Source organism: Bacillus cereus group sp. BfR-BA-01360, assembly GCF_022663595.1.
Classification (GTDB): domain Bacteria; phylum Bacillota; class Bacilli; order Bacillales; family Bacillaceae_G; genus Bacillus_A; species Bacillus_A cytotoxicus.
On sequence record NZ_JAKUFV010000002.1, the window covers coordinates 162,860 to 181,131 of the forward strand.

Genomic DNA, 18,272 nt, shown 5'->3' on the forward strand with positions numbered 1-18,272 from the left:
GATGCAACGATTGTGAATGTCGCGCTTCAGACGATTAGTCAAGAGTTACAAGTTTGACGACATTTCCAGAGGCAATTGGATTAATGATTTCATCACAAATCGTACCATGGTCTTATAGAAAAATAGGGTCGCAAAGACTCATTTCTATCGGTTTACTATGTGCGGCTATTTTATTCGTTTTGTTAAGCTTTGTAACGAATGAAACAAACCCGTGGCTCATTCGTCTACTATTGTTTGGAATAGGTTTCTTCTTAGGACATTCTGTCGGGGCGGTACAATTTTCTGCTTTTCAGCATATTCAGTCATCTTCTATAGGAAGGGCTACAACGATATTTCATGTACAAAATCGCTTAGGTTCTGCAATAGGTGTTGCGATTCTTGCTAGTATGTTAGCGCTGGAAAGTTATATTGCAGGTGAAATGGTAGTTGGACAAATCAATATTACAGCTTATCAAATTGCTTTATGTACCGCAGCTGGCTTTTTGTTTATCGCATTATTATTTGCATTACGTATTCGCGATGAGAGCGTAAGCAAAAAAGGAGAACAAACATCTATACAATGAAATAAAAAAGCGGTAAGGGAGTGAAGAGATTGTAGAAGATATAAAGGGGGGATGCTAGTGATAGCTTGGAAGGATGGAGATTTCATTCCGAAACTTCATCATCGTAACTGTCAAATATGGTGGGCACAAATATCAGACTTACAACCATGGCATTTTCATTTATTAAATGAAGAGGAACGAAAAAAGGCAAATTCGTTTCATCATGAAGCGGACCGCGCCCGCTTTGTAATCGGTTGTGTAATTAGTCGTCTCGTACTTGGAAAACATCTGAGTGTGTCTCCGCTTCAAGTACCAATAGATCGGATGTGTCCAGTTTGTAAGTTAGCACATGGAAGGCCGCAATTACCAGATGGTATGCCGCAATTATCCGTATCGCATTCTGGGGAGTATGTTGTCGTAGCATTTACAGCCTCTGCGCCTGTTGGGATAGATATTGAACAAATAACGCCGAATATTGATGTTATGAATATGGCGACAGGTGTATTAACAGATACGGAAATGATGCACGTTATGCAATTGCCAGATGAAAAAAAGATTGCAGGGTTCTTAACGTATTGGACACGGAAGGAAGCTGTACTAAAGGCTACTGGAGAAGGACTGATGATCTCGCCAACTCATCTTACAGTCTCAGCACCCAATGATGCTCCTAAACTACTTGTTTTTAAGGAAAAATCATCACTCTTAGAAAATACAGTCATGATGGAGGTACAATTAGGTTTTGGATACATCGCATCATTGGCAGTGTTAAATAAAGAAATAACAGAGTTTCAACAGCGAAATGCTAGGTCTCTTCTCTATTTTTACGAAGAAGAGAGATTGCCAATATACAAAAGTTCAGAAAGATAAAAGAGGTGTTGGTCGTGTTAGTAACGGAAAGTAAAAGAAACGAAGCTGCTGATATGACAGCCGCAAAAGCCATAAAAGATATCGTGTTTTCTTATGATAAATCATCAATGGAAACGTTAGAAAACATCATTCAAGACAGCGTTCAGTTTCATGTGATTGAACAAGAAATGTTGGAGAGGGAATATATTCCAAAAGAAGTGAAAAACTTTTTTGATCATAATGGAACATGTCTTTATCGTGTGTCTTCTATTTCTTACAAAGGAAAGGTATTATCTGAAAGACTCGTATTTGCTGATACATCACTTTTGCCGAGACATGTAAAGAAAGAATTAGAAAATGAATGTACCCCTGTTGAAGAATTAGTGAGACAGCTAGATACAAGAAAAAATATTCTATATCAAGGTTACCAGCCGTCAGGACATATCCTTGAATTATTTGATGGATGTTCAGTAGAATCACATATATATCCAACTAGAAAATATCAAATTGTAAGTAAATGCAAATGCTTATTTTATATTTGTGAAGTATTTCATGCAAAACATATATATGAAGTTATGGAGTGTAAAGAAAAGGATGCTACAGAGAGAACATTTACTTCTTAATTCCATACAATTCCCCCGCATGATAAGAGAATTTTTGAATGAATTTGTCCCGTTGAAAAAGGGAATTTCAATATGTTATTGGCAGATCGATTAGAAATAAAAAAGAAGATGATCATTTCATACATAAATGGTCATCTTCTTTTCGTTTCTGTATATAGATAAAAATTCTGTTCTTTTCTTTTTTGGATAGAATAGATCAAGTTTCTTCTTATTTTACAGCTTCTTTTAATTCTTTTCCTGCTTTGAAGGCAGGAACTTTTCCAGCTGCAATTTGGATTTCTTCCCCTGTTTGAGGATTGCGTCCAGTTCGAGCTGCTCTTTCCCGTACTTCAAATGTTCCGAATCCAATTAGTTGTACTTTGTCTCCGTTTTGTAAAGCATTCGTAATTGTGTCAAATACAGATTGAACAGCTACTGAGGCATCCTTTTGAGAGATATCAGCTGACTGTGCTACATTTTTGATTAATTCCGTTTTGTTCATTTTTTCACCTCATAAAAGAATTATTTTGCGTGTGATTACTAGTATAATGAATAGTAAGAATAGAAAAGAATTCACTTATAGAATGAATTAGTAGGATCATATCATACTGTTACTTAATTTCGTTGTAAGAGATGAAATCCCTGCTAAGGACTAAGAATTTATTTTAATCGCGGAAAGTAAATAAAGTGGAATGAAGAGGGGGAGTAAGTCTATGATTATTCGTAATCAAAAAGAAGAATTTGTATTGATTCGCCAACATGATCATGGTTTTCTAGCGGGAGAATTTGCGAAACATATAAAAAAAGATTTCTTTGAAAATACTTTATATTTAAAAGAATGTATTGATGCGATTTATGAACATGATAGGGGATGGATAAGATTGGATAAGACGCCAATTTGGAATGATGCTACAAATGTACCATATACTTTTATGGACTGTCCAAGTTCTTTACGATTTGTTTTTTACACGTTAGGACTTAATGAGATTGCCAAAAGTAATACATATGGAGCTGTACTTTGTAGTAAACATTTTATTTCATTTCCTCTCAATCAGGAAGATAACGAGATGGTGAATTTCTATCAAAAAGAATTAGACCGTCAAAAACAACTTTTGAAAACGTTAACAAAAGGACGGTATATGATGTTTGATAAGCATTATAGATTATTGAAGTTTTGTGATGAATTGTCTTTATATGTTTGTATGAATCATCCCGGTGCCTCAAAACAAGAGGAAGTAGCTTTATTTAAAGGTGGATTTGAGGGGACTGAAATATTTAATAGAGAAGCAAATGAGTTACTACAAGCGGAATGGGTAGATAAAAAAACGATTCGAGTCGCGCCATTTCCTTTTGAAACAGAATTCAACACATATGTAAAATATAAATCTATAAAAAAGAAAACGATAGAAAAAATAGGAATTGCGAAAGCGGATGAAAAAACAGAATTTCAGAAACAACAACTATCTGTGATCAGATAAATGCCATATGAACAAACTGGAAATTAAGATTTACATACATATATTCGATCGAGTTCGTTTTATGAGGAGGCTGTCCTAAAAGGATAACTTTGGGGACAGCCTTTAGTTTTTACAATTTAGATTCAAGTGGAATAGAAGAAAGGAACTTTTCAAAGCGGAACAAATTATTTTTTTGTGATTCCGAATAAGTTGTTGATTTCACTTAAAGTAGATAATGCCATTACCATATTTTGATCAGCAAGACCTAAAGGATGAAGTGTATTTTGGGAAATTTCATTTAAAGGTGTACCATCACTTAAATCTTCAGAAACTGAAGATGCAGCATTTTTCATATAATTTGAAGCCGCGATAAATGCGATTCGAAAATGATTCATTTTTTTCTTCAAATCTGTATCTTGTAGTTTTTTCTCTGCCTTAAAATTCTCCATTTGACTTGAGAGTTCGCTAAAATCATTGCTAATCTGATTCATTTTTTCTATTAATTCGGCTTTATTTACATTATTTTTGTTCCCATTTATAATGTCCCAGGCAGGGAGCCATTCCTTGGCTACAATTTGATCATATTTTGCATTTAACAAATCAATGTGCGATTTTAATTCTTTTTGATAAGTAGATTTGTCAAGGGATTCTTTTGTATCCTGTTGTAGTTTTTTCTCTGAATTGTAGCTGAATGTAATAAAAGAAATTGTGCCTGTAATGATGACCGCACTAAAAAGCACTACCCACCATTTTCGATCGAATAACTCTTTCATGATGTATATTCCTCCAGTAAGGTGAAGTATCAAAATATCTTATCTATCATAACAAGTTATACATTTTCTTTTTGTCATATTTTGTCGACGTAGAAAGATTTCGTACTAAGACAAAAGTTGAATTATCTAGTTCATATTGCTATCATCATCTGAAAATTTCGATTTATAATATATATATATCCTGCTGTAAAATATTTTAATCAATTATAATTATATTATGTAAACTTGATTCGGTTTTACTAGTAGATTTGTTAGGAGAGAATGAAATGCTGTTAAAAACAATATTTTGTCAAGTCGAAAAAGAGAAAATGAGTTTGTTTTCAAAAGCGCAAGAAAGATGGAGGGATTTGCGAAATGTGAATGGATTTCTTGGTCAATGTGGGGGATGGGATCAAGAAGAAGCTTGTATATGTACTCTTTGGGAGAATATGAGTACATATCAAACCTTTATGGATGAAATATACGATTCCATTTTTAACAATAGCAATCAACAGGAAACGTACATAACTTGTGATATTGAACTATATGAAACTTTATTTCATATAAAGGATTCATCAATCACGAAGGCAATTGCAAAAGGTACGTTTATTAGAACTGCAATTTGTGATGTGAAACGTGGAAAGGAAGAACAGTTTTTACATGTACAACGAACGATTTGGAATGAAGGGATGAGAGAAACAGCAGGGATGTTAGGCGGTGTTGTAGGAAGATCATTGAAAAATGCAAATCGCTATATTGTACTTTCTTTTTGGAAAGATGAAAAATCACATCGCTTTTACATGAATGAAATTTTTCCAACGTTATATGAACAGGCAAATGTATCATTAGATGTAGAACAGGTACAAGGGAAAAAAGTTGAATATATAAAAGAATGGCTTATTAGTTCATAATAAAAGTGCAGAGTCAGGAATAAAAAAATAATTTTTTTATTTTAAAATACTTGCAAAAAAATTTTGAATAAGATATAGTTAATAGCAATTAATGGATATGAATCTAAAAGCAAAGAAAAGGACACGAGTTATTTAAAACGGTTATACAGAGAAGGAAGAATAGCTGAGAACTTCCTAACGCAGTGAAATAACTTACCACCTTCGAGCTGCACTGGGGAAAAGAAAAGTATCTAGTGCCGTGTCAGCGACGTTACTGCAAAAGAAGCCATTGTATATTTTTATATAATGGGAATCTGGGTGGAACCACGGATATTAAGCATATTCGTCCCTAATTTCAGGGATGAATATGCTTTTTTTATTTTTAAAATTTTATATCACGACAAGCAAAGAAAAGGACACGAGTTATTTAAAACGGTTATACAGAGAGGGAAGAATAGCTGAGAACTTCCTAACGCAGTGAAATAACTTACCACCTTCGAGCTGCACTGGGGAAAAGAAAAGTATCTAGTGCCGTGTCAGCGACGTTACCGCAAAAGAAGCCATTGTATATTGTATATAATGGGAATCTGGGTGGAACCACGGGTACAAGCACGCTCGTCCCTATATGTATAGGGATGAGTGTGCTTTTTTTATAAAAGAAATGGAGCGATGAAAATGAGTGAACAGATGATCAGTATTATTTTTCCAGATGGAAGCAAAAAAGAATATAGAAAAGGAATTACTTTAGAAGAAATAGCGGCATCCATTCGTTCTAGTTTGAAAAAGAAAGCAGTAGCCGGGAAAGTGAATGATCAACTATTTGATTTACGCCGTAAGCTTGAGGATGATGCAAAAGTTGAAATTATTTCTATCGATTCAGAAGAAGGGGTAAACATAGCAAGGCATACTGCTGCACATATATTAGCACAAGCTGTAAAAAGAATTTATGGCAATGTCAAACTTGGGGTAGGACCTGTGATTGAAAATGGTTTTTATTATGATTTAGATCTTTCAAGTAGTATAACTGTTGAGGATTTTCCGATAATTGAAAAAGAAATGAAGAATATCATACATGAAAATTTAAATATCGAAAGGATTGAAATAAGTAGAGAAGCGGCAGAGAAGTTTTTTAAAGAAGCGGACGACCATTTAAAGTTAGAACTTTTAGAAGCAATACCTGAAGGAGAAGTTATAACAATGTATAAACAAGGAGAATTTGTAGATTTATGCCGCGGTCCACATTTACCATCTACTGGATATTTAAAAGCATTTCAATTAACTCATGTTTCTGGAGCATATTGGCGCGGAGATAGCAATAATCAAGTATTGCAGCGTGTATACGGCGTTGCGTTTTCCTCCCAAAAAGAATTAAAAAAATATTTGCATTTTGTAGAAGAAGCGGCTAAGAGAAATCATCGTAAACTTGGAAATGAACTAGAATTATTTATGTTCTCTGAAGAAGCACCGGGAATGCCATTTTATTTACCGAAAGGGCAAATCATTCGAAATGAGTTAGAAGGATTTTTAAGAGAAATTCAACAAGCATATGATTATCAAGAGGTACGTACTCCTCTTATGATGAATCAAGAGCTATGGGAAAAATCAGGACATTGGGATCATTATAAAGATAATATGTATTTTTCAGAGGTAGACCATAAAAGCTTTGCATTAAAACCAATGAATTGTCCAGGACATATGCTTATATTTAAGCATAAACTTCGGTCATATCGTGATTTACCAATTCGAATGTGTGAGTTTGGCCAAGTTCATCGCCATGAGTTTAGTGGTGCATTAAATGGTTTATTAAGAGTACGTACATTTTGTCAGGATGATGCACATATTTATGTGACAGCTGAACAGATAGAGAGTGAAATACAATCAGTATTAAAACAAATCGATTATGTCTATAGAACATTTGGATTTGAATATGAAATTGAGCTATCAACAAGACCTGAAAATTCAATGGGGGATGATGAACTATGGAATCAAGCAGAAGCTGCTCTTGAAAACGTACTGAAATCTTTACAATATAACTATAGAATTAATGAAGGAGATGGTGCTTTTTATGGACCAAAAATTGATTTTCATATTAAGGATGCTTTAAAAAGAAGTCATCAATGTGGAACAGTTCAATTAGATTTTCAAATGCCTGAGAAATTTGATTTACACTATATCGATGAGAAAAATGAAAAGAGACGACCAGTCGTGATTCACCGTGCTGTATTAGGATCGTTTGATCGTTTCCTAGCAATATTAATTGAACATTTTGGAGGAGCCTTTCCGGCATGGCTAGCTCCTATTCAAGTAAAAGTAATCCCAGTTTCAAATCTAGTCCACGATTCATATACAAAAGAGATTGAAGATAAATTCAAACAGGTTGATATACGAGTAGAACGGGATATTCGTAATGAAAAACTAGGATATAAAATCCGGGACGCTCAAATACAGAAAATACCATATGTTCTGGTCATCGGAGATAAGGAAATGGAGAATGCATCTGTAAATGTACGTAAATATGGTGAAGAGAACTCAGAAGTTGTATCACTACATGAGTTTATAGAGAACTTACAGATAGAAATTAAAAATAGAAATGAATAAGTAAAAAGATAGATGAAAACATTTTGTTTTTATCTATCTTTTTACTTTTATCTTTAATCAATAAAGGAAATAAGCCTTTTTCGTGATGAATTTGAATAAATCATAATGAAATTAATGATGTCCTGTAAAGAATGTGATAAATAAAACGCCGCTGATAGACCAGAAAAGAAAGGAGATAGGAGAAAGATTTTTTACAGCTTTGCCTAGCATTTCGTGTATGGTAACATATCCTAATGAACCGATTGCACTTCCCATAACTAGTCCTTGTAAATGAGCTGCTTTTCCTTCCATTATAATACCGAAGATCGTTCCTGTACCGAGAATCATAGAAAGTAAGAAAATGATAAGTAGAAACGAAATATACGTATGTTTTGTAAACAAAAACGGGATAATTAAGGCTAATCCTTCTGGAATATGATGGATTATAACTGCAAGTAAAAAAGGAATAGCAGACTCGTTATGATTGATAAAGGCAGACCCAAGGGCAAATCCGCTCGGTACATTATGAATAAAAATGGCAAAAGATAAAAATAAAAAAGTTTGCCATGCTTGTTGGTTTTTTGTATGTATAATGGAATGGTGATAATGATGATCGAATAGGCTCATAAGTAAAATGCCAATGACAATTCCAAGTATGGGACTCACCGCTTTGTAATTTGAAAAAGTTTCTGGAATAATTTCAATTGATAATAACCCAAGTAAAATGCCACCGCATAGTGCGTATAAATGATGCATCTTTTCCGCTATAAACTGACGTGTCATCACACCAACAGCACCACCTAGTAATAAACCACCAAATGAAAAAAATGTCACGATTATTGGAATCCATAATCGTTCCATCGTATCACTCCTCATTTTTTCACTTCATTTTAACTTACGATAATCGAAAAGAGATTAGTCCAACTAATTTTAAAGGTTATAGAGAAATATTTATTTCGTATAATTTGTATATTGTTTTCACTCAAAAAGAGATGAGGGATGTATTGTACAAAATAAAATGGAGTTTATTAGATCTATCATTTTCACTTTCAGGAGCTGAGAGAGTAAGAATTCAAAATAGATATTGCATACGGCACAGAAAAGGGGACATTTCCTTTTGTCAAGAAGGATATCGGATGATTGGATCGGAAATGAACTAAGACATGATTGTTATTCTATGGTACTAGTTTGCCAGAAAAGAGAGGGTGTTAGTTCGTTCAACTTACTTTCCGATATCTTTTAAATTATTATATGAAAAATATATAATAATTTAAAAGATATTATAATATTTTATATACCATTTAAAGGATAATTCAATGATTTTATTCGAATAGTCGTTTGTTTATCCCGCTATTTTAGGGCAGTAAGATTGCCTCTCAAGATTCAAAAAGAGAAGCAAGGAAGATAGGTGGGAGTAGGGCTGCCCGTAACAGCCCGATTGGTGAGGGCTCATAATCAGTGGAGGATGAAAAAAAACCACTGATTAAAGTTTCACTTTATGTTAACGAGATCACACCTAGTATTTTTTGAACCTTATGAAATCAAATTTAAGAGAAGTATAGAAGGGAGAAATTTGATTGAATCAATATAAGGTATTTTGGCTCTCTAGAACTATTTCTTTTTTTGGAGATTACGTATTTTCTATTACTATGGTTTGGTTTGCATTACAGAGCAATGGAATATGGGGGGTAACGGGGGCAGTTTCTACAGCTGTAGTCTCTAGGATGATTGGATCTATCGTATTTGCACCATTAGTAAATATATTTGGTAGTAGAAAAATTATTATTTGTACAGATTTGTTAAGAGGATTTGTGATGTTAGCTTTCTGGTTATTGGCGATATTAGGAAGCCAAAACGTTATTCTACTCTCTCTCTTAGTGGGATTAAATATGTTTTTTGCAGGAGGTTTTGAAGCTGCACTTCAAAGCTTTATTCCAACTATTAGTGACGAATTACGGAAAGCGAATGCGGATTTAAGTACAGGGAGGAACTTTGTTCAATTAATAGGGTTGTTATCTGGCGGTATTTTAATGGAAATGTACTTTGGATTAGGATTTTTTCTAATTTCGTTTATGATCGTTCAACTGATCAAGAGTTGGAAAAGTTTGTTGATTATATTGCAGAACGCCCAAGGACGACTCCTAGTCCTTGGCGTAATCTCAATTATTTAAGAGGTATTCTCAAAGAAGGAATTTTTCATGCTGAAAGAGCTCTAGATGATTGGATAAACATGCCATGGGATATAGGCATATCTACGATGTTTCAGCAGAATATGGGAGCATTATCTATAGCTAGAAGGTTAAAGAATCAGTTTAATTTACACATTATTTTTGGCGGTGCAAATTATCAAGGAATAATGGGAAAAAAGTTAATAGAGCCATATTCGTATATTGATGTTGTATGTACTGTTGAAGGTGAGGAAGCGTTTCTTTTTTATGTAGAACAGTATATGTTATAGGAGAAAACATAAGTAAATGGAATGATTACGCAGCACAACTTGCATCTTTCCATTCCTGATAAGATACAGATGGATAAGCTCCTTTTGCCTACTTTCGATGATTGGAAATGCTATTTGCTATCTAAATTGTATATGTCATTTTGGGAAATTAATAAAAAAGAACCCTACTTAAATAGGATTCTTCTAAGTGATTTAGTCTAACAAAAAAAATCGGCTTCACGGTAATATTCATCACAAGAGTTGTTTTGGTTATTACAGCAAATACAAAATGTTTTTTCGATATACATACCGATACCGCCCCCTGTATTGGAAGCATTTGTGAGTTGGAGTCGTTGGATATCCTCTACTTGAAATATTCTTGTATCAAGAGCTTGTAGAGTAGCAGTAATTGGTGTTGAAGAACTTCTTGTGAAGATTGATACTGTTATAGGAGGAGTACCACCAGTAACAAAAAACTGAAGTAATGCTTTATTGTGATTGCTAGTAAAGTCTTCAAAAGCCGTTATTGTAGAGTTAGGTGGTATGTTAACATCTAGTAGAATATTTCCGTTTAGGTTAATTCCGGCACCGGATATAATGTGTGTTGCAATAGAACAATTATTGTTTTTTTGCTGGTTTTGTTTTTTATAATACTTTTTACCATCTTTATAAAAATAATCAGCCATGCGTATGTCATTCTCCTTTCTTTGCAATGTTTATATATTCTATTCGCTAAACGGTAGGATGCTTGTACAAAATATAAAAACCCGCTCTAGTAAATAAAAACTACTTGACTAATTGTAAGAAGGGATTTACGATACAACCTAAGTTTTCGTGAGGTAGTCGAAATGATGGAAGAACGCGGGCTATTTATTGCTCATACAACCATTATGCGCTGGATTCATCAATATGGTTCTGAATTAGTTTTCACATCAATGTAGTTCAGGAATATATGAAAAAGTCAAAGCGAAGTTACTATTATTCAACAGAACAAAACGTGAAGAAAGTTCGTGTTATCTAAAAAAGAAGGGCTCCATTTGAAAGAAAGTGGAGCCTTTACAATTTAGAATGATGGGGAGTAGCCCTTATGGTTTCGGGCTACATAGGAATAACATGATGGAAATCTTGAACTACCTAAATAAATTATGCGCGTGTGTCATTATTTTGTATTAGGTAAATATTTTTTACCTAATACAAATATACAATTCATTTTTTGTAGAGTCAATCTTTTTTGTAATGTTTTACCTTTCGCTTAAATAAGAGATATTTATTTGTTTTTTCTTACATATGTAAGATTTACAGAAACATGAGGGTTTTACTTATTATGTAAGTAGTCTATACTAAGATACATAACTTTTAAAATTGGAGCGAGTATTGCGATATGGAGCTGAGAAGAATAGAGGAAATGATTGACCTAAAAAAAGAAGAACTCGTTATGCTTGTTGCGAACTATGGTTTTCAACATGAAAAAGTATTAGAAGTGAGTCAAGAAATTGATAAACTAATAAATTGGATTATGTTTTTGAGATGAAGACATGTATGAAGAAGATGAGATAAAAATTATCGAATATTTTTGATATATTTTTATTTAGCAGAATATTTCATTTATTTTAAGGGGGAGTAGAGGTGATATTACATGCGAATATTTCAGGGGCTGGCGAACCAATTGTATTTCTGCATTCTGGCGGTATGACAGGATTAACAGAGTTTGAAGAACAGACTGAGTTTTTTAAAAAAGAAAGTTATAAAATAATTCGACCGGATTTAAGAGGCCATGGGAAAACAGGGGGTTCCATAAAAAATTACTTTTCTCAATGTCCAGACGATATAAGAGATACTTTAGAATTTTTACAAGTGAACCGTTGTCATATCGCAGGAGTTTCAATTGACGGGTTAGTTGCACTTTTATTTGCCAAAAAGTATCCGGAGAAAGTAAAATCATTAACTTTTTCTGGGATTTTTCCGATGAAAACAGAAAACTGGGATGAAGATCAAAAGGAAGAAGCAATTAGACATAAAATGTTATTCGAAAATGAAGAGATTGTAAATTATATGAATCAAATCCATGTAAATAGTGATTGGAAAGCATTAATCGAATCATGGAATGAAGAGGATTGGTATCCATTTTCTGAAACGAGGGAAGTTTCAAGTTTACAAGTGCCATCGTTATGTATAGTAGGGGGAGAATCAAAAGCTGAAGTTACCGCCGCTATGATATTTAAAGAATTAAATCCCGCAATTCATATTGCGGTTATTCCTTTTGCAAGTCATCTCGTTCATCGGGATCAGCCTGATGTATATTCAAATATATTGTCTAAATTCTTACAGAGTGTGAAAGCTGCTAGTCGAGAGAACTAATTTTTGGGTATAATAATAAAAGAATTTAATAATTTGTAGTATCGGTTAGGAGCTTAGTTGACATGAAAACAGTTCTTGTTATAGGTGGAGGTATTACAGGCCTCTCCACAATGTTTTACTTAGAAAGAATGAAAAAGGATTACAATCTAGATTTAAATTTAATCCTAGTGGAAAAAGAGAAATATTTAGGCGGGAAAATTCATAGTGTGAAAAAGCATGGTTTTATTATGGAGACAGGGGCAGACTCTATGGTTGCACGAAATGAACATGTTATTCCTCTTATAAAAGAATTGAATTTAGAAGAGGAGATGGTTTATAACGAAACAGGAATTTCTTACATTTATTCAGATAATATGTTACATCCAATTCCCGCTGATACTGTATTTGGAATCCCAACAAGTGTAGAATCATTATTTCACAGTACATTAGTTTCTGCAAAAGGGAAGATCACTGCGCTAAAAGACTTTATTACGAAAAATAAAAGTTTCACAAAAGAGACATCGCTTGCTTTATTTTTGGAAAGCTTTTTAGGAAAAGAGTTAGTGGAAAAGCAAATTGCTCCTGTGCTTTCGGGTGTATATTCTGGCAAATTACATGAACTTACGATGGCATCTACATTGCCATATTTAGTGGACTATAAAAATAAGTACGGCAGTATTATAAAAGGATTTGAAGTAAATAAAAAACAATTTCAGGCGGCTGGAAATAAAAAGTTTGTATCATTTAAAAACGGATTATCTACAATTATTCATCGGTTAGAAGAGACATTAAGTGATACGGAAATACGAAAAGGAATGCTAACAACAAATATAAGTAAAAACGATGATGGATATGAAGTTTCTTTTGTGAATGGAGAAACAGTAAAAGCAGATTGTGTCGTGCTAGCTGTTCCACATGATGTTGCACAAACAATTTTACATTCTCGTGATTTGGACGATGAATTTGATAAATTTAAGAACTCATCGCTTGTAAGTATTTATTTAGGGTTTGATATACCTGATCATCAATTACCGGCAGATGGAACTGGCTTTATTGTTTCGGAAAACGGAAATTTACAATGTGATGCTTGTACTTGGACAAGTAGAAAATGGAAACACACGTCAGAAAAGCAAAATTTACTAGTGAGAATGTTTTATAAAAGTTCAAACGCAAATTACGAAAAAATGAAACATAGTAGTGAAGAAGAACGTCTTCAAATTGCTTTAACGGATATTGAAAAAAGTCTTGGAATTCAGGGGAAACCACAAGTAGTTGAAGTTACAAATTGGGATGACTTAATGCCAAATTATCATTTAGAGCATAATCAAGCAGTTCAATCTTTAAATGAAAAATTAGTAAAAATTGTTCCGAATGTTTATGTAGCTGGAGCTTCTTATTACGGTGTAGGTATTGGTGCTTGTATAGGAAACGGAAAACAAACAGCAAGTCAAATTATAAAAGCATTACATAATTGCTCAAAGTAAGCATAAAGAAACAAACCCTCTCATCGCTAAGAGGGTTTGTTTCTTTATGACGCTGCACATTGTCATGCCTTACAATCTTCTTAAATAAGCGGATGAAGGAAAAGAATAAAAAAATAACAAAACCGGTGGAGATAATCTATTTTCTCCACCGGTTTTTTAGTTATTGGAAGAAACTTGTAGGAAAAGTCCAAGAAGATTATTACTTTACTTTAAATAGAAGATCTATTTGACGAATTTCGTCGTCTGTTAGATGGATATCTAATGTTTTTAAATTATCAAGTATTTGATCGACTCTTTTTGCACCTGGTATTAAAGCGTCAATGGAATCTCTTGTTAAATACCAAGCAAGTACTACATGAGCTATTTCTGTCTGTTTTGCATGAGCAATTTGACGGATTCTCTCTACCTTTTCTAAATTTTCTTTAAACGATTCACCTTGGAAATGAGGCATATCGGCACGTAAATCATGAAACTTCATATCTTTATTGTATTTACCAGCCAATAAACCGGCAGCTAGAGGGAAGTATGGTATAAATGAAATGTTATTTTCTTTCGCATAGGGTAATAAATCAATTTCTGCATCTCGTTTTAATAAATTATACTCTCCTTGATATACATCAACATAACCATTTTGGTTAGCTTCTTTTAATTGATCAATCGAAAAATTTGATACACCAATTGCTCTTATTTTTCCTTCTTCTTTTAAACGCTGTAAGGCACCGACAGCTTCATCTTTTGGTGTATTGTCATCAGGGAAATGAATATAGTATAAATCGATATAATCTGTTTTCAGGCGCTTTAAACTATCTTCTACAGAGCGGGTTAAAAATGCAGGAGAGTTATCAAAAACAATATCATTGCCTACTATTTTATGAGCACCCTTTGTAGCAAGAATAACTTCTGAACGCTTTTTTGTTTCTTGTAGTACTTCACCAATTAACTCCTCAGATCGTTCAGGTCCGTATATGTATGCTGTATCCAAAAAGTTAATTCCATTATGTAGCGCAGTTCGAACTAAATCTTTTCCAACTTCTTCATCTAAATTTGGATACAGATTGTGACCTCCAACAGCGTTTGTTCCAAATCCAATAGGATTGACATATAAATCGGTATTACCAAGTTGGACTTTCTTATTCATTATCATTTCAACTCCTTTTAAGTATCTAATTTAAAGGATACCAGAATAATAATTGAAATGAAAATATTATGATTATTTATAAAAATAAAATCCCCTCCTATCATAAGATAAGAGGGGACGTGTAAATATTATCCTAATTTAGGTAGTAATCGTTCTCCGCTTTTCATATTACTTTTACATAAAGGGCATTTTGGCTCTTCTTCAAATGAAAAGTTTTTTCTCATCCATCCTAAACAATCCTCTGATTCACATTCCCAAACAGGGGTTTGTTCTGGTGGTACTTCTGCTACATCGTTCTTGCGATTGCGATACATATGACCACTCCTTTTATGTAAAAATTTGAATTATATATAAAAAGGTTGTTAACCGTGCTTGGTAACAACCTTTTTTTATTGTTTGGATTATAACTTTACAACGTTTTTTGCTTGAGGTCCACGATTTCCTTCTTCAACTTCGAAGTTCACTTCTTGACCTTCGTCAAGAGTTTTAAATCCTTCGCCAGTAATAGCTGAGAAATGAACGAATACATCGTTACCATCTTCAACTTCGATGAAACCGAAACCTTTTTCGCTGTTAAACCATTTTACTTTACCTGTTAATGTCATGGCAAATGCCTCCTGAAAATAAAAAAATTATAATATGATCAGTCTTATTTAGACGAAAATAAACATTCACATATTATCAAAAACCCATGAAGAAGGAAAAACATTCCTTATGGATGTTTGATAATATGTGAAATGAATGTTATTCCATTGAACCTTAAATTTCATTTTACAGCATATGGTGAGAAATAGCAAGTGCTGGAATGATTATGAAGAAATATAGGAATCGGAATTTGAAACATATAGACAGATATCATTACTTATATTGCTATCACGGAGGAAGAGAAAGTGTATTTGTATAACAAATTGTTAAGATGTCAAGAGTTGTGAGAAAAAGAAAAGAGAAGGAATCTGCGTGACCGTATTGTAATATAATGGTAAAATGTATTAGGAGGTGGAAAAATGAGACATACTGAATACAAAGTTATTGAAGCCGCAAAAGAAGGGAAGAAGAAGGTCCATCCAATTTTTGCAGTTATATTATCTATTCTATTTATAATACTTGGTGAAGTATTTATATTGTTTATGTTATTTTTACCAAAAGCAGAAACAACATTTATGAAAGGGATTTACGCTAATATACAGATGATTTTAACGTTTGGAGGAGCAACTTTTATTGTATTTCTATGGGTGCGCTTTATAGAGAAAAGACCGTTCTCATCCATTGGATTTTGGAAAAATCAATTTTTAAAAAAATACATAAAAGGAGCGTTTATAGGGTTTCTACTCATTTCTCTCCCTGTTGTGTTCCTAGTTATAACAGGATTTGTACAGCTGCAAATGCAACATATGACGATTACAGCTATATTAGGAATTTTAAGTTCTTTCGTTGCATTTCTCATACAAGGTGCCACAGAAGAAATCATTGTAAGAGGATGGTTGTTCCCGGTTATATCTGTTAGAAGTCGTATATGGATCGGCGTTATGGTAACTTCTCTTTTATTCGGGTTTCTACATTTGCTAAATCCCGGTGTTACCATCTTATCTATTACAAATATTATATTAGTTGGTGTGTTTGCTGCTTTATACGTATTAAAAGATAATAGCCTTTCGGGAATTTGTGCTTGGCATTCGATATGGAATTGGGCGCAGTACAATGTATATGGTTTTGCAGTTAGTGGGACAACTGTATTTTCTACACCGTTTTTTCGATCGACGACAAATGGACCAGATGCTTTGCATGGAGGAGCGTTCGGAATTGAAGGAAGTGTAATTACAACAATTATGCTTGTTGTTGCTTCCATCATATTATGGAAACAATTGAATAATAAACAAAGAGTGCTAAAATAGGAGGTCACTGAAAAAGTCGACTTCATAATAAAAAGGAGTCTATCACCCACTATATACAGAGGTGGCGGACTCTTTTTTATTCTTAACATTTTCATAAAATACATGTTGTTTCTTCGAAGTAATCACTTTTTCAGTGCCGTCCTAAAATAGCTAGCGTATTACTTTACAGAACTGTATTGTTTGGATGTTTGCAAAATCGTGTTTAAAATTTGTATGTTTGCCATTTCATTTTTCGTAATCGCTTCTTGATATTTTGGAATAAATATTTGAGGAGGTGAAACTGGCATTTCTCCACAAATATCAATTCCATATACTTCTTTTTTGTCAATCATGGAGCGGATATAGCTTAATAATGTCGATAATTTCATGTGACCTTGATCCCAATTTGTGACAGTGTCTTTCGGATCTAAAACATCTTTATCCACACTTATATAAATCGTATCGGTTTGAATATGAGAAAGGATTGTATGTAAAGAGACGATATGTGAACCTTCCACTGGAAAAATTTCTATTTTTGAATGTTCGGAAGAATGGATTTGAAACGAAGAAGGCCCGACAATGATTACTTTTTGAAGCATATCATTGTTTCGCAATGCAAATGAAACCCATGATCCGCAAGAAATCATATTCCTTTCTTGAGAAGGAGATAGATTCATATCTGTATGATGATCAAACAGAATGAGGGTGAAAGGTTTTAATACTTCTTGAATAAGTAAATATGATACGTAATGATAGTTACCAGAGCCGATAAAGGTAATGCCTTTTTGTTTTCGATTATGTAATTTTGCTTGAATGTGCTGCAATGCACTTTTCTCACAGTATAAATTTGAATGTTCCAAATGACGAAAATCAATATCTTCATGTGAATAAGAATGAAGTTTATTTTGTAATCGATACGTTTCATCAAAATGAAGAAAAGTTAAACCATTATTTAATAAACTCATATTTATTCATCTCCTTTCTATAACTCTAGCATAAATTTGAAAGAGTACAAAATGAAATGCTTATTTGTATAGGGAGTTGAGTAGAAATTCACATAAATAAAGTGAAACTTGAATCAGTGGGAATTTTCTTCATCCTCCATTGATTATGAGGCATCCCCAATCGGGTTGTTACGGGCAGTTAATGCGGGATAAACAGAATAATCTTATGATTATTATTTAGAAGAAATATAATTTTAGTGAATATGTATATTACGATAATATATTGTTGGAAGTGTAGAGGGAAGGGAATTTATATGTGTAAAGCGGTAGCGCAAGTGGGAATTGCATTTTAAAATTGATTTGTAACAAATATATTTTGCGGAATAAAATAATAT

General features: G+C 33.3%; 19 protein-coding genes, 2 pseudogenes and 2 other annotated features. Of the genes and pseudogenes, 13 read left to right on the forward strand and 8 right to left on the reverse strand.

All coding sequences use genetic code 11. From position 1 onward, the window contains the following. Window positions 1-47: 47 nt before the first annotated feature. From MR056_RS02610 to MR056_RS02620, 3 genes and pseudogenes are all read left to right on the forward strand, one after another. Window positions 48-563, forward strand: a pseudogene (locus MR056_RS02610) (MFS transporter); the annotation flags it as partial. A gap of 51 nt (window positions 564-614) precedes the next feature. Continuing rightward, entirely contained in the window at window positions 615-1,409 is a 795-nt protein-coding gene (locus MR056_RS02615; RefSeq protein ID WP_087098682.1) for a 4'-phosphopantetheinyl transferase family protein, read from the forward strand. 14 nt (window positions 1,410-1,423) lie between these two features. After that, window positions 1,424-2,011: a cold-shock protein gene (locus MR056_RS02620; RefSeq protein ID WP_087098684.1), complete on the forward strand. Its 588-nt coding sequence runs from the start codon at window positions 1,424-1,426 to the stop codon at window positions 2,009-2,011. Window positions 2,012-2,219: 208 nt separating this feature from the next. Here MR056_RS02620 and MR056_RS02625 read toward each other — a convergent pair whose 3' ends face one another. Further along, complete coding sequence (locus MR056_RS02625) at window positions 2,220-2,492, reverse strand: HU family DNA-binding protein (RefSeq protein ID WP_012094252.1); 273 nt, start codon at window positions 2,490-2,492, stop codon at window positions 2,220-2,222. Between the two features lie 211 nt (window positions 2,493-2,703). Here MR056_RS02625 and MR056_RS02630 point away from each other — a divergent pair, with 211 nt between their 5' ends. Then, window positions 2,704-3,468 (forward strand): DUF3891 family protein, encoded by a 765-nt coding sequence (locus MR056_RS02630; protein WP_087098686.1) that lies wholly within the window; start codon window positions 2,704-2,706, stop codon window positions 3,466-3,468. Between the two features lie 164 nt (window positions 3,469-3,632). On the opposite strand, the gene MR056_RS02635 is transcribed toward MR056_RS02630, so the two are convergent. Continuing rightward, complete coding sequence (locus tag MR056_RS02635; protein WP_012094254.1) at window positions 3,633-4,220, reverse strand: hypothetical protein; 588 nt, start codon at window positions 4,218-4,220, stop codon at window positions 3,633-3,635. 266 nt (window positions 4,221-4,486) lie between these two features. On the opposite strand from MR056_RS02635, the gene MR056_RS02640 reads away from it, so the two are divergent. Together MR056_RS02640 and thrS are read left to right on the forward strand one after the other, a co-directional pair. Then, window positions 4,487-5,110 carry a DUF4937 domain-containing protein gene (locus MR056_RS02640; protein ID WP_087098688.1) on the forward strand — a complete coding sequence of 208 codons (624 nt, stop codon included), beginning with the start codon at window positions 4,487-4,489 and terminating at the stop codon, window positions 5,108-5,110. A 103-nt stretch (window positions 5,111-5,213) separates the two neighbouring features. Further along, window positions 5,214-5,443, forward strand: a binding site (T-box leader). Window positions 5,444-5,487: 44 nt separating this feature from the next. Continuing rightward, window positions 5,488-5,715, forward strand: a binding site (T-box leader). Between the two features lie 49 nt (window positions 5,716-5,764). Beyond that, window positions 5,765-7,687 (forward strand): threonine--tRNA ligase, encoded by a 1,923-nt coding sequence (gene thrS, locus MR056_RS02645; RefSeq protein WP_087098690.1) that lies wholly within the window; start codon window positions 5,765-5,767, stop codon window positions 7,685-7,687. 111 nt (window positions 7,688-7,798) lie between these two features. Here thrS and MR056_RS02650 read toward each other — a convergent pair whose 3' ends face one another. After that, window positions 7,799-8,527, reverse strand: coding sequence for a ZIP family metal transporter (locus MR056_RS02650; RefSeq protein WP_087098692.1), 729 nt, complete (start codon window positions 8,525-8,527; stop codon window positions 7,799-7,801). A 716-nt stretch (window positions 8,528-9,243) separates the two neighbouring features. Here MR056_RS02650 and MR056_RS02655 point away from each other — a divergent pair. Together MR056_RS02655 and MR056_RS02660 are read left to right on the forward strand one after the other, a co-directional pair. Continuing rightward, window positions 9,244-9,837, forward strand: a complete 594-nt coding sequence (locus MR056_RS02655) for an MFS transporter (RefSeq protein WP_012094258.1) — start codon at window positions 9,244-9,246, stop codon at window positions 9,835-9,837. Window positions 9,838-9,923: 86 nt separating this feature from the next. Continuing rightward, the gene (locus tag MR056_RS02660; RefSeq protein WP_140388421.1) at window positions 9,924-10,124 is read left to right on the forward strand and encodes a hypothetical protein; all 201 of its coding nucleotides are present in this window, start codon (window positions 9,924-9,926) and stop codon (window positions 10,122-10,124) included. A gap of 197 nt (window positions 10,125-10,321) precedes the next feature. On the opposite strand, the gene MR056_RS02665 is transcribed toward MR056_RS02660, so the two are convergent. Beyond that, entirely contained in the window at window positions 10,322-10,789 is a 468-nt protein-coding gene (locus tag MR056_RS02665; RefSeq protein WP_087098698.1) for an exosporium protein D, read from the reverse strand. A 111-nt stretch (window positions 10,790-10,900) separates the two neighbouring features. Between MR056_RS02665 and MR056_RS02670 the strand changes: the two are divergent. The 4 genes and pseudogenes from MR056_RS02670 to MR056_RS02685 all read left to right on the forward strand — a co-directional run. Next, window positions 10,901-11,026 (forward strand): annotated as a pseudogene (locus tag MR056_RS02670) (IS6 family transposase); the annotation flags it as partial. A 458-nt stretch (window positions 11,027-11,484) separates the two neighbouring features. Beyond that, on the forward strand, window positions 11,485-11,634 hold the full coding sequence (locus MR056_RS02675) for an aspartyl-phosphate phosphatase Spo0E family protein (protein ID WP_012094260.1): 150 nt from the start codon (window positions 11,485-11,487) through the stop codon (window positions 11,632-11,634). 95 nt (window positions 11,635-11,729) lie between these two features. Beyond that, window positions 11,730-12,461 (forward strand): alpha/beta fold hydrolase, encoded by a 732-nt coding sequence (locus MR056_RS02680; protein WP_087098700.1) that lies wholly within the window; start codon window positions 11,730-11,732, stop codon window positions 12,459-12,461. A gap of 62 nt (window positions 12,462-12,523) precedes the next feature. Next, window positions 12,524-13,924 carry a protoporphyrinogen oxidase gene (locus MR056_RS02685; RefSeq protein WP_087098702.1) on the forward strand — a complete coding sequence of 467 codons (1,401 nt, stop codon included), beginning with the start codon at window positions 12,524-12,526 and terminating at the stop codon, window positions 13,922-13,924. A 199-nt stretch (window positions 13,925-14,123) separates the two neighbouring features. Here the strand turns inward: MR056_RS02685 and MR056_RS02690 are convergent, their stop codons facing one another. From MR056_RS02690 to MR056_RS02700, 3 genes are all read right to left on the reverse strand, one after another. After that, window positions 14,124-15,062, reverse strand: a complete 939-nt coding sequence (locus tag MR056_RS02690) for an aldo/keto reductase (RefSeq protein ID WP_041809721.1) — start codon at window positions 15,060-15,062, stop codon at window positions 14,124-14,126. 128 nt (window positions 15,063-15,190) lie between these two features. Next, entirely contained in the window at window positions 15,191-15,376 is a 186-nt protein-coding gene (locus MR056_RS02695) for a cold-shock protein (protein WP_000286200.1), read from the reverse strand. 87 nt (window positions 15,377-15,463) lie between these two features. Beyond that, a complete protein-coding gene (locus MR056_RS02700) occupies window positions 15,464-15,667 on the reverse strand; it encodes a cold-shock protein (RefSeq protein ID WP_012094264.1) in 204 nt (67 codons plus the stop codon). 399 nt (window positions 15,668-16,066) lie between these two features. Here MR056_RS02700 and MR056_RS02705 point away from each other — a divergent pair, with 399 nt between their 5' ends. Next, entirely contained in the window at window positions 16,067-16,954 is an 888-nt protein-coding gene (locus MR056_RS02705; RefSeq protein ID WP_087098704.1) for a CPBP family intramembrane glutamic endopeptidase, read from the forward strand. A gap of 158 nt (window positions 16,955-17,112) precedes the next feature. Here MR056_RS02705 and MR056_RS02710 read toward each other — a convergent pair whose 3' ends face one another. After that, complete coding sequence (locus MR056_RS02710; RefSeq protein ID WP_087098706.1) at window positions 17,113-17,898, reverse strand: arginase family protein; 786 nt, start codon at window positions 17,896-17,898, stop codon at window positions 17,113-17,115. Window positions 17,899-18,272: the final 374 nt, after the last annotated feature.